Source organism: Methanospirillum lacunae, from assembly GCF_003173355.1.
GTDB lineage: Archaea > Halobacteriota > Methanomicrobia > Methanomicrobiales > Methanospirillaceae > Methanospirillum > Methanospirillum lacunae.
Map to the genome: position 1 here is coordinate 1 of NZ_QGMY01000007.1, position 12,068 is coordinate 12,068.

The following is a 12,068-nucleotide window of genomic DNA, read 5'->3' on the forward strand; positions in this document are numbered from 1 at the left end:
CCCGTTGCAACATCGCTGTTCACAGTTCGGGCTCCCATCAAACGGCCTCTTATGTTGAACATTCAAGGCTATATACCTTTCCAGGTACCTACCCTCGCTGTTCAACAAAACAACCGCGTTACACGCTCGTGGTGAGCGTGGGATACAATAGTAGATCACGGACGCATATAATAGTTTCTCATGCGCACTGCGTATTTTTACAAAACGGGGGATGATTGAATGATATTCAAATTTCAGGATAGATCCAAAAAAATCCACTATTGCAGGATATTTTTACTTTTACAATAATTTACGAAGAAATATTGGAGGGATTATATCATCAAAACAAACGATGAGCGCAGGTTAGCATCTGACTCATCACAATTCACGACAGATCACGCCGCAGGATCGCCCGCATGTTTCTCGATATACAACTCGCCAAACATCTGCTCCTGGCGCAGACCTACCTTACCATCATGCATCAAAAACAGAAGCGGAATATACACTTGGGAAATAGGCCACCCAAGTCTGGCTGCAACATCCCGGAGAGTGACCGTATCCTGACGTTCAATACAACCAAAGCATTCCAAAAGAACATCGTCAGTGCTTTCATGGTATCCTTCTTCATGAGCAATGGAGACGATATCCTCCGCATACCATCCGTCGTCACGAACCCATGAATCACGCTGGCGCCGACGATCCTCCTTCTCGGCATTTCGAAGCAATGCAATAAGATCATACAGAGTGATCGGCTGTTTGCGCATACTCTTCCGGTCAAGCCGTCTGACAATTTCGTGCTCCAGTAAAAGTATCGGGTTTCCCGGAACTCTCGAAGACCCATAGTCTCCATCCCCTTCATCGATCTCACCATCATCTTCAGGAATTGGATCTTCCTCCTCAACGGCGAGATAGTCAGATTTGATCCGAAGGAGAGTTGCTGCATAGAAAAGGGTGCGACCAGAAACACGGAGGTCAAGCGTCCGCTGCTTTTCCATCTCGGTAAAAAACCGGTCAGTAACCTCGATAATGTTTACATTCCATGGATCGATTTCTCCCCGTTCTGCCATCTGAACAAGGATTTCAACAGGATCTTCAATCATGTATTGAAACTCCGGTTACCAGAGTTGATTTATCCGGTCGAATCGTCACACCAATGATTCGATCTGCTGAATCTATCATCGGCTTCCGGAGTGATATATTGATAAACTGAGAATTTTCTGATAATTCTTTTATAAGATCCGCTATCCGCTCTACATTAGCCCCGTCAAGATTCATATCCACTTCATCAAAGGCGTAGAATGGGGCAGGAATGTACTTCTGTATAGAGAAGATAAACGCAAGTGTTGTGAGAGATTTCTCTCCACCAGATAGAGCAGCCAGATGATGGACTTTCTTATCTCGTGGCTGAACTGCAAATGAAAGCCCTCCGACAAAGGGATCCTCTTCATTCTCCAGTTTCAGCTCACCACTACCAACCGTAAGCCTGGCAAATATTTCCCTGAAGTTTCGGGCTATCTCTGAGAACGCCTGATTAAAAGCCTCTAATTTTTTCTGTGAAAAGAGTTCAATCCTGGCTGAAATTTCTTCGAGTTCCTTTCCAAGTACTTCAAGTCGTTCCTTCCGCTCAGTGGCAATGGCATTGACCTGCTCATACTCCTCAATTGCCCGCATATTCACATCGCCGATTCTGTCAAGTTCAAGAGCAACGGTGCCCATCTCTTCCTCGATAGCCTCAAGAGCCATTTCAGTAGTGACGCCGGCTGCCTCTTCAGTCAGGGAAGCAATCTCTTCAGATAACTCCTTACCTTTTTGCTCAAGACTCTCAATCTTTACAGCAATGCGTTCACGCTTCCCGGTAAGTTCTCTGATCTTGCTTTCAAAGTCATCCACCTGACTGACAAGGGCATTTCGTTTTACCTGGAGATCCTCAATATCGCGTGAAAACCGGGAGAGAATCATTTCAGTCTCTTTTATCTCCTGCTCCTTTCCGGTTATTGATGCATGAGATTCGAGCATACCTGCATCATACCGCTGACTCTGCTCCCTGATCTGATCCATCTGCTGTTTCTGTTCTGCAATGGTCCGTTCAATATATCCACGCTCACGCTGGGCTTCTGCAATATCATTCTCTTTGTTGCGCAGACGGCGTTCAACCTCCTCAACCTGACGGGACGCCTGATCCATCTGCTCAAACAGAGCAGGAACGCCTGTTCCTTCAAGACGGGAAGTAATTCCATCAATTTCTCCCTGCATTGAAGATATTTCCTGACTGATACTACGAATCTTCCCCTCAAGTACAGCAAGATCTTCAGGTCCTCCAGGTGCTGCTGCGATGGCTGCTGCAATCTGATCCTCAAGACTCTTGATCTCCTCCTCCATTGATGTCCGGGATCTGATTGCAACTTCAACTCCGGCACGGGATCTGGCGACGAGCCCTTCCAGGTCCATTCTCCTCTTCTGAACTTCATCCCGTTCAGCAGATGCTACGGTAAGAGCATCATCAAGAGCGGCCTCTTCATCGCTCATCTTTGCAAGATCACCATACAGACGGCGGAGTTCATCTTCAAAAGAACTACCAAACCCTCCGGCTTCTTTTCGGATGCTGCCACCAGTCATGCTCCCGCTTTTTTCAAGCAGAGAACCATCCAGGGTAACCATCCTGAATGAGCCAATCCGTTTCCTGGCATGTTCAAGAGAGTCGACCACAACAGTTCCGGCAAAAACAACTCTGAAAGCCGGGTCAAACCTGGGATCATAATCGAGAAGATCTGTTGCAAACCCGATGATTTCAGATCCATGAGGAGGTTCAGGAAGCGGCTTTGGCCTGAGCTTGTTGAGGGGAAGAAAAGTCACCCTACCCAGATTATTATCTTTCAGAAACTGGATGGCATCAGATGCGATCTGATCGTTTTCAACTACCACAAAGTGGAGCCTCGCACCTGCTGCTGTATTAAGAGCGGTTGCATACTCGGGCTTACACCGGGCAAGACTGGCTATGGTTCCATACACCCCGTCCATTGCCAGGACGGCTTCTATCGCTTTTCCGTATCGTCCCTGTGCCTGTTGCTGAGCTTCCTTGCGGTTTATCTCGATCTTTAGATCCCGGATCTCTTTCCTTAACCGCTCCTGTTCATCGCGTTTCGAGTAGAGATTTGTATCAAGGAGTCCAACCCGCCGGTCATACTCAAGCTTTTCAGTCTCCAGTGCCTCGAGGTTCTTTGATGCTTCCTCTTCGGTCACCTTTCCTGATGCAAGATCACGCTGCAGAAGAGCTACTCTGGACCGGAGGCGATCTTCCTCAGCACTTCTCATCCGGGAACGCTCAATCATAATATCCTGTTCACGAAGAAGGTCACTGCGTTGATCCTTCTTTGTGATCATATTTTTCCTGAGAACCTGGAGTGCCTGCTCATCCTGCTCGTGTTCAGCAGTCTGCTTCTGTATCTCTTTTTCAATGCGACCTGACTCACTCTTTGCAGATGCAAGAGTCATGGCAAGGTTGGTCCGATCAATCGTAAGGTCACGAATCTCGTTATTCTTCAGAGTGAGACGTTCGTCCTGCCTTTTCGTCTCACCATAGATCGAGCCGAGACGCTTGTCATTCTCATCTTTTTCTCTCTGTTGGCGCTCGATATCACGTTTAAATCCCTCAATTGCAGCCTTTGCCTCTGCAATTCGGGAGATGAGGGTCATGTATTCACTGCCGGTCTTCGCACTGATCTCATGATCCACTCCGGCGATTTCATTCTTTACAAAATCCCGTTCATGCGTAGTCCATGAGATATCAGCGTCAGTCTGGGCGAGTGCTTTCTCTTCCTCCCTGGTGCTGTCCTGTAGTGTTTCAAGTTCTTTCTGTTTTGCAGCCAGCCTAGCAGCAGAACGGCAACTGGTCAAGTATTTAAGGCGATCATGGAGGGAGCGATATTTAAGAGCCTGGACTCGCTGCTTTTCGAGGTGAGACAAACGTAATGTTAATTCTTCCAGGTGGGCATTCTGCTCCTGGATATTATTTCTGACACGGTCAAGCTCCACAAACGCAAGGGCTTTTTTCTGGTCAAACTCTGCTACCCCTGCTATCTCATCGATGATCTTTCTTCGTTCCAGATCACTCATCTCAATGATCCGGTTGATATCTCCCTGCATGACGACGTTATACCCATGTGGGACAATTCCCCGCTGGGCAAGAAATTCTAGAAGGTCTCCCTGCCTGCAGGGACGGCCGTTCAGGTACAGATAATTATAGTAGGTACTGTCAGTCCGTTTTATTCGCCTCTTAATGACGGTCCCATCAGAAAAGGTCAATTCAACTTCTGCAGTGTTTTTTCCTGAATTCAGGTTGATCAGATCAGTCAGCCGCTCTGCTCGGAGAGAACGCGATGAGGAAAGAGCAAGGACAAAAAGGATACTATCAATGATATTGCTTTTACCCGAACCATTGGGCCCGGATATTACGGTAAAACCTGGAAATAAAGGGATTTTGGTCTTTCTGCCGAACGACTTAAAATTATCAGTCTCTAAATGAGTGATATGCAAGCCCGGGCACCAGGTTAACGATTATTTCTTCTCTGTCGGATCTACATCTTCGGCAATGATGAGATCACTTCGGTTCCGATCTCCCCCATCCTTTCCCTTGAGTCGGGCGTCACGAGCCGAAGCTATTATGATATCTTCACCAGTATCGCGAACGGGTGCCAGAGTCCCATCCGGCTGCATCTTTAGGGTGACCTTTTCACGGGGAGGCTGCGAAGGAACGGCAGATGCCACAGAATCGGCACTATCTTCTTCAGACCTGGGTGCTTTATTACGGGAAGGGGCTGGTGGCGTTACCGCCTGAATGACCGGAGCAGGACGCTGATCCTTCTTGATCTTCATGACAACCGCCTTCATATCGAGCATCTCATCAGTCAGACCCTTTAATAGTGCCTCTAATTCTGACACCCGTCGTTCTAACCGTTCAGTTCTGTCTTCCGGGGAAGAGTTCGTATACCCATCATCACTCATATCTTCCTACCTCCATCGTTCTTTTGACCAAATCCCAGATTATGTACCAATATTCGCATAATACATATATATTAGCATGCACAACAAGCGAAATTTTGAACGCATATTTACCGTATCTTACATCTTTCAGGACTCCAGATTCAGAAGAAGAACAAACGGGATGAGACAATAAACAAGATACAGGTCAACACCTCGAAACCATATTACCCTCTCAGAGAGTATTTGTATGCACATGGCCTATCTGGAAAAGATCGATCCAGAAATTGCAGAGATCATCGAAAAAGAAAAATCCCGTCAGATTAACGGACTTGAACTCATAGCTTCAGAAAACCTGGTCAGTCAGGCTGTTCTTGAAGCCATGGGATCGATCCTGACCAATAAATATGCAGAGGGATATCCCGGAAAACGATATTACGGTGGTTGCGAATTTCATGACATGGCAGAGAACCTTGCACGGGATCGCGTCTGTTCCCTCTTTGGAGCAGAACACGCTAACGTGCAGCCCCACTCTGGTTCCCAGGCCAATATGGCAGTGTACTTTAGTGCAATCAAACCAGGAGACAAAATTCTTTCAATGAACCTCTCCCAGGGTGGCCATCTCTCACATGGATCTCCAGTGAATTTTTCAGGTATTATCTATGAAGCCCATCAGTACGGTGTTGACTTAAAGACCGAGAGGATGGACTACGGTGCCATCGCAGAGATGGCAAAAAAGATCAAGCCGAAAATGATCGTTTGTGGAGCCAGCGCCTACCCACGGGAGATCGATTTCAAGGCATTTGCCGAGATTGCAAATGATGTTGATGCATACTGTGTTGCAGATATCGCACACATTGCCGGACTCTGTGCAGCAGGCATTCACCCAAGTCCGGTAGGAAAGACAACATTCACCACTTCTACAACTCATAAAACCCTTCGCGGTCCACGTGGAGGATTTGTGCTCTGTGACAAGGAATGGGCACAGCCTCTTGATAAGGCAGTGTTTCCGGGAATGCAGGGCGGTCCTCTGATGCACATTATTGCAGCAAAGGCTGTCTGTTTCAAAGAGGCATCTACCAAAGAGTTCAAGAAATATGCTGAACAGGTGGTTAAAAACTCACAGATTCTCGGAGAAACCCTGAAAGGACACGGAGTGAGACTAGTATCAGGGGGCACCGACAATCACCTCTGTCTGCTCGACCTCACCAACTTTGGCCTCACCGGGCTCGAAGCTGAGAAAGCACTCGGCTGTGCAGGCATAACTGTCAACAAGAATACCATTCCAAATGAGACCAAGAGTCCATTCGTCACCAGCGGTCTGCGGATTGGAACTCCTGCAGTTACCAGCAGGGGAATGAAGGAAGAGGATATGCGACAGATTGGAGACTGGATTGCTGCAGTCATTAAGGATATCAAGAATGAAGCACTCCAGGCAAAGATCGAACAAGAAGTTAAGGAAATGGCCAGTAAATTCCCACTATATCCGGACCTTGTATGATACTTGACGGAAAAGGACTCGCTGATCGCAGGCTTGAACTCCTGAAAGAAGATATCCGGAAACGGGGAATCACCCCCACCCTTGCAACAGTTCTTGTGGGAGATGATTCAGCATCAGCCATGTATGTTCGGATGAAACATAGGGCATGTGACCAGATCGGAATAAAATCAGTAAACGTTAAACTCCCAGGTGATGTAACAACCAGCGATGTCCTGGACCGTCTAAAGGAACTTAATGAAGATCCTGATATTGATGGTATTCTTGTCCAGCTTCCACTGCCATCCCAAATCGACACGCATCAGGTAATCAATACCGTATCACCTGAAAAAGACGTTGATGGATATCATCCCATAAATATGGGAAAACTTGTGGGCGGGCTGCCAGGTCCGAGATCATGCACACCCAAAGGAATCATGACCATCCTGAAAGAATATGGAATACAAACGTCAGGTGCCCATGCAGTGGTCATAGGAAGGAGTGTTGATGTCGGAAGACCGATGGCCCTTCTTCTCATGCTTGCCGATGCAACAGTTACCATATGCCATAGTAAAACCAGGGATCTTGCCTCAATAACCAAACAGGCAGATATTATCGTCAGTGCGGCAGGAAAAGCAGGCATGGTAACTGCTGACATGGTTAAACCCGGTGCAACTGTAATTGATGTCGGGACAAACCATGTTAATGGAAAACTGCGAGGGGACGTGGATTTTGAGACAGTCAGTCCAATTGCTGGTGCGATTACGCCGGTTCCCGGAGGAGTCGGACCGATGACGATCGCTTCATTAATGGAAAATACCTTGGAAGCTGCCCTCTCACGATGCAAACCTGCACAATAAACAAGATCAAGGTCGGCGGGGGCAGACCTGTGCTCATGGGCATTATTAATATAAGCCCAGAATCTTTTTTTTCCGGTTCATACGTCCCTGATGAGAAGATAAGGATAAAAGCTGAAGCAATGGTTGAGCAGGGAGCAGACATTATTGATATTGGCGGCCGAAGTACTGCCCCGGGAAGCAGAATTATTTCAATTGCTGAAGAGAAAGAGCGGCTCATTTCAGCATTAAAAACACTCGATGGATCGGGAATATCTATCAGCGTTGATACCATGTATCCTGACGTTCTGCGATCAGCCCTCAACCATGATGTTCATGTTGTAAACGATATTTCAGGACTTGCCAATCCGGAAATTGCTAAGATAATGGGAGAGCATAAGATCCCGGGAATACTTATGGCAACACATCATACCCCCGGTGACTGCCGGAACTTTCAGGAAACAGTACTTGCTCTGGAGACAGTAACCAACCGTGCAAAAGAAGCAGGAATCGGCGAATATGTTCTGGATCCCGGAGTCGGAAGATGGATACCAGAAAGGAACCCTGATGCTGATTTTGAGCTCTGCAGACGGTTTCATGAATTATCAGTGTTTGAGAGACCCCTCCTGGCAGCAGTTTCACGCAAATCATTTCTTGGTTCAGTGACAGGAAGAGGACCTGAAAACCGCCTGGCTGCAACCCTGGCAGTAACAACCGGACTCGTTCATTCCGGAGCCGCAATGATCAGAACTCACGATATCCCGGAGACAAAAGACCTGATAGAAGTATTGTCAGCACTTGGGGAGGAATACAATTGACACCGTCCTGTAGTCTGTTTGGTATCAAAACCGGGCTTATTCATCAGGGAGAAGAGATCCTCCCTTTACTATTATTAGGATTAAAAAAGCAGGAACTCACTCTGATTGATGGAGATATTCTGGTGATAGCCGAATCTGCGCTTGCAACCGCAGAGGGCAGACTCGTGGGTCTTACTGGTGTAACTCCTTCAAAAGAGGCGAATGAGCTTGCCATACAATACGAACTGGATCCAAGGCTTGCTGAGATCGTGATCAGGGAATCTGATGAAATAATAGGGGGGATCCCCGGATTTCTTCTCTGTACCTCAAACGGAAACCTTCTGCCTAACGCTGGTGTTGATGGATCAAATGCACCAGAAGGGATGGTCTCCCTCCTTCCTGCAGATCCCAATATGAGTGCCAAAAAAATCAGGGACGACATTTTCCAGTTAACAGGTGCCTCGGTGGCTGTTCTGGTCATAGACTCAAGGACACACCCGATGCGGTATGGATGCAGCGGAGTGGCAATAGGGTGCTCTGGGATTCCATCAGTTCTTGATGAACGGGGGAAAAAAGATCTCTTCGGCAGGGAACTCAAGGTCACAAGGAGGGCTATTGCCGATAATATCGCATCAGCAGCAGAACTTTTAATGGGAGAAGCAGATGAAGGGGTACCGGTAGTATTGGTAAGAGGCCTCGAAATCCCGGTTGGTAATTATGAAGGTGTTGAACAGATAGCAGCGGAGGAATGCCTTTTCATGGGGATCATTTCAAAAAATGCCCAAAATAGGTGTCAGTAAACACCAGCAGAATATGGAAAAAGGTTAGCCCTTACATGAAACTCTTGCGAACTTCATGAAGAAGAATACCAAGAGCGATCAGGATTGCAAGCACTGGCCAGAATGGAAATTTAATATTCCACCATCCACTGTCATTACCAAGCCACACAATACCCCAGGCCAGAATCAGGAGTGCCAGTAGAATTGCACCAATGCTATATGATTTTGATTTACACCAATTAATGTCGTCCATTTTTATCCTCAACCTTTTTAGATTTATAAGAACCTCTGGAATATCATATACAGGGAGATACCCCTCTGGTATTGGAAGCGATTAGAGACCAAATGGAGCTTCCCATTTATGCTTACACGCATTGCAACTGCATTTTGCGATCATGCTGCCGCTTTCAGTAGTGACGAGATCGTCAAATTCAGTGTCTTTTGAATTGCATTTCGGGCAGAGTATTTCACCCATAGCTGGATAGCTCCCTAAACCCGGAACCCGGATCTGTTATATTGATGTAGTCCTACCGGTATTTCAATTTCAGCAATCATGATACAACGTGTACAGATATCGATAGTATGAAGTCAAAATCAGGTAATAACAGATTTCGTGACATATTAGAGTAGCAGGGTATAAATTCACAGACAGATGATCAAATTATTTACACAAAAATGTCCGGATATGAGAAACTTCTAGGTACTATAAAGTTAATAGAGGATCAGGAATTGAATTCGTGGGATGAGGGTATGAGTTACAGATTTTTTACAATGCTATGCTGGACGCTGGTTATACTCACAATTTTGAGTCCAGGCGCTCTGGCAGGTAAAACAAACTTAGAGACATCGGGAGTTCTTGAGAACAATTCATCTCTTCAGAATCTCTCCGATAATCAGGAACAGATCAATGCTTCAGTATCTGCTGAAACAACACTCATAGGTAAGAACACAGTTCAGGTTAAATCTTCATCACCTCTTCAGGTTTCTGCAGAATATGTACCAGAACATGTGATCGTAAGATACAAAACCGACACAATAAGTACAATGTCGGCATTGCCTTCAGTGATGTCAACCGCAAATGCTGAAGTCGGTGCATCGGTGATGACTGATTATTCTGAGGCAGGTCTTCCCGGAATGCAGGTCGTTCAGGTCAAAGGTGTTCCTGTAGACAAGGCAATCCAGGAGTACACCGCCAATCCAAATGTTCTTTATGCAGAACCTGATTATCTGGTCTCGTTACCACAGGAGCAGTCTGATAAGGTTTCAGCAAAGGTAGAGAGCGTTGAGATGGCATCCATGCGGACACCAAACGATCCAAGTTTCTCACTTCAATGGGGTCTGAAGAATTCAGGTCAGGGACCATTTTATGGAAAATCTGGCGCTGATATTAAAGCATCAGATGCATGGGGAACTACAACAGGCTCTTCTTCTGTGATAATCGCAGTGGTTGATACCGGGGTTGATTATACCCACTCTGACCTCGCTGCAAACATCTGGACAAATTCAGGTGAAATTCCTAACAACGGAATTGATGATGACGGAAATGGATACATCGACGATGTCAGGGGTTGGAATTTTGTTTCAAACAGCAACAACCCGATGGATGACCACGGACATGGAACACACTGTGCTGGGACCATCGCAGCTGTAGGGAACAATAATATCGGCATCACAGGAGTCTGCTGGAATGCGAAAATAATGCCACTGAAATTCCTTGACTCAACAGGAAACGGACGTGTGTCTAACGCGATTTCTGCTATCCTGTATGCAAACAAAAAAGGAGCCCAGGTCATCTCAAATTCATGGGGAGGAACCCAGTATACTCAGGCACTCAAGGATGCAATAGATGCCTCATCTGCTGTCGTTGTCTGTGCAGCAGGAAACAGCGGACAGAACTCAGACACAAATCCACAGTACCCTGCAGCGATGAGTAGTAGTAACATCATTTCAGTAGCAGCAACAGACAGCAAAGATAATCTGGCGAGTTTTTCAAACTATGGCTCGTCTTCAGTTGATCTTGCAGCACCTGGAGTGACGATCTATAGTACATACAAAAATAACCAGTACCAGTATCTTTCAGGAACATCCATGGCAACACCTTTTGTATCTGGAGTTGCCGGGTTGGTCAAGGCTGCCAATCCCTCATTGTCAAAGAACCAGGTAAGAGATCGGATCTTAAACACAGTAGATAAACTCAGTTCACTCTCTGGTAAAGTAGCAACAGGAGGCAGGTTAAATGCAGCTTCAGCGGTGGGATCGGTTTCACCATCACCAACGGTCACTCCCACACCTACTTCACAGCCGGGTGTTCTGACTGCTTCTTTCATGGCATCACCAGTGAGTGGTAGAATCCCATTAAGAGTACAGTTCATTGACACTTCTATCGGACAACCAACTACATGGGCATGGAACTTTGGTGACGGGGGTTACTCATATCAGAAGAATCCGGTCTACACGTTTACCAAGAAAGGGGCGTATTCTGTGCGGCTTACAATAAGTAGATCCGGAAAAATGAGCACTGCATATAAGAGCAGGTATATCACTGCATATTAACAATGATCTGAAAATGTTCTGCATTTTCATTCATTTGCCTGAAATTAACCCTCAATTCTTTTTTTAAGAGCAAAGATTTCCCACCTTCAAAAACGGAGATTTTTTATTAATGACTTTTATTGCCTACAACTCCGATTATTACCACACTACTAAGGAAAATATGAGAGATTTTTTGGCCGAATCAAATATGACGGGAGGTACTATAAGAACAAACCACTTTTATGAGGCACGCGCAAGAGTTCCCGCCAGAATATTGAAGACTCCAGTAGAAAAAAAGGGGTTATTATACTCTTCGTGCCGCGCTCCAGGTACAGGCAAACATCCACATATGGACATTTAGTCCAACACAAATTCCGACTTTTCTAAAGAATTTGTGTGATATCACACATTTAGTATACGCATGAAAACCGGGAGATAATAATCATCACATAGAGATAGTACACTAGATAACAAATTGAATCAGAATGACTTGAAGACAAAAAGGGAATTAATAACCATATAAGCCCCAAAATTGTAATTGAATGCTGAAAAAAAACATGAGGTAAATTACCAGTATTATTATCCCAACTGGATTATTATTGCCTAAATAAAAAAATTAGGAACTAAGAATTCATCCAGTGGAAATCGGAATTCAAAAGAAAAATCACAACCCACATAGACAGAAAACAGA

The 12,068-nt window shown here is 45.8% G+C and carries 9 protein-coding genes; 5 read left to right on the plus strand and 4 right to left on the minus strand.

All coding sequences use genetic code 11. The features are described 5' to 3' along the window. Positions 1 to 374: 374 nt before the first annotated feature. From DK846_RS07955 to DK846_RS07965, 3 genes are read right to left on the minus strand one after another with little or no spacing between them, the layout of a single operon-like run. Positions 375 to 1,079 (minus strand): segregation and condensation protein A, encoded by a 705-nt coding sequence (locus tag DK846_RS07955; protein ID WP_109968413.1) that lies wholly within the window; start codon positions 1,077 to 1,079, stop codon positions 375 to 377. Further along, positions 1,072 to 4,512 (minus strand): chromosome segregation protein SMC, encoded by a 3,441-nt coding sequence (gene smc, locus DK846_RS07960; RefSeq protein ID WP_109968414.1) that lies wholly within the window; start codon positions 4,510 to 4,512, stop codon positions 1,072 to 1,074. Before smc ends, DK846_RS07955 begins: the two co-directional genes overlap by 8 nt. Before the next feature lie 21 nt (positions 4,513 to 4,533). Further along, complete coding sequence (locus DK846_RS07965; protein ID WP_109968415.1) at positions 4,534 to 4,980, minus strand: DUF7518 family protein; 447 nt, start codon at positions 4,978 to 4,980, stop codon at positions 4,534 to 4,536. A gap of 232 nt (positions 4,981 to 5,212) precedes the next feature. On the opposite strand from DK846_RS07965, the gene DK846_RS07970 reads away from it, so the two are divergent. The 4 genes from DK846_RS07970 to cofE are packed head-to-tail and all read left to right on the plus strand — an operon-like array spanning position 5,213 to position 8,866. After that, the gene (locus DK846_RS07970; protein ID WP_109968416.1) at positions 5,213 to 6,457 is read left to right on the plus strand and encodes a serine hydroxymethyltransferase; all 1,245 of its coding nucleotides are present in this window, start codon (positions 5,213 to 5,215) and stop codon (positions 6,455 to 6,457) included. Beyond that, a complete protein-coding gene (folD, locus tag DK846_RS07975; RefSeq protein ID WP_109968417.1) occupies positions 6,454 to 7,293 on the plus strand; it encodes a bifunctional methylenetetrahydrofolate dehydrogenase/methenyltetrahydrofolate cyclohydrolase FolD in 840 nt (279 codons plus the stop codon). The genes DK846_RS07970 and folD overlap by 4 nt, the downstream gene beginning before the upstream one ends. Then, positions 7,275 to 8,087, plus strand: coding sequence for a dihydropteroate synthase (gene folP, locus DK846_RS07980; RefSeq protein ID WP_109968418.1), 813 nt, complete (start codon positions 7,275 to 7,277; stop codon positions 8,085 to 8,087). The genes folD and folP overlap by 19 nt, the downstream gene beginning before the upstream one ends. Continuing rightward, positions 8,084 to 8,866 (plus strand): coenzyme F420-0:L-glutamate ligase, encoded by a 783-nt coding sequence (gene cofE, locus DK846_RS07985; protein ID WP_109968419.1) that lies wholly within the window; start codon positions 8,084 to 8,086, stop codon positions 8,864 to 8,866. Before folP ends, cofE begins: the two co-directional genes overlap by 4 nt. 31 nt (positions 8,867 to 8,897) lie before the next feature. Here the strand turns inward: cofE and DK846_RS07990 are convergent, their stop codons facing one another. After that, positions 8,898 to 9,098 carry a hypothetical protein gene (locus DK846_RS07990; protein ID WP_109968420.1) on the minus strand — a complete coding sequence of 67 codons (201 nt, stop codon included), beginning with the start codon at positions 9,096 to 9,098 and terminating at the stop codon, positions 8,898 to 8,900. A gap of 497 nt (positions 9,099 to 9,595) precedes the next feature. On the opposite strand from DK846_RS07990, the gene DK846_RS07995 reads away from it, so the two are divergent. Then, complete coding sequence (locus DK846_RS07995) at positions 9,596 to 11,398, plus strand: S8 family serine peptidase (RefSeq protein WP_109968817.1); 1,803 nt, start codon at positions 9,596 to 9,598, stop codon at positions 11,396 to 11,398. The last annotated feature ends 670 nt before the right edge of the window (positions 11,399 to 12,068 follow it).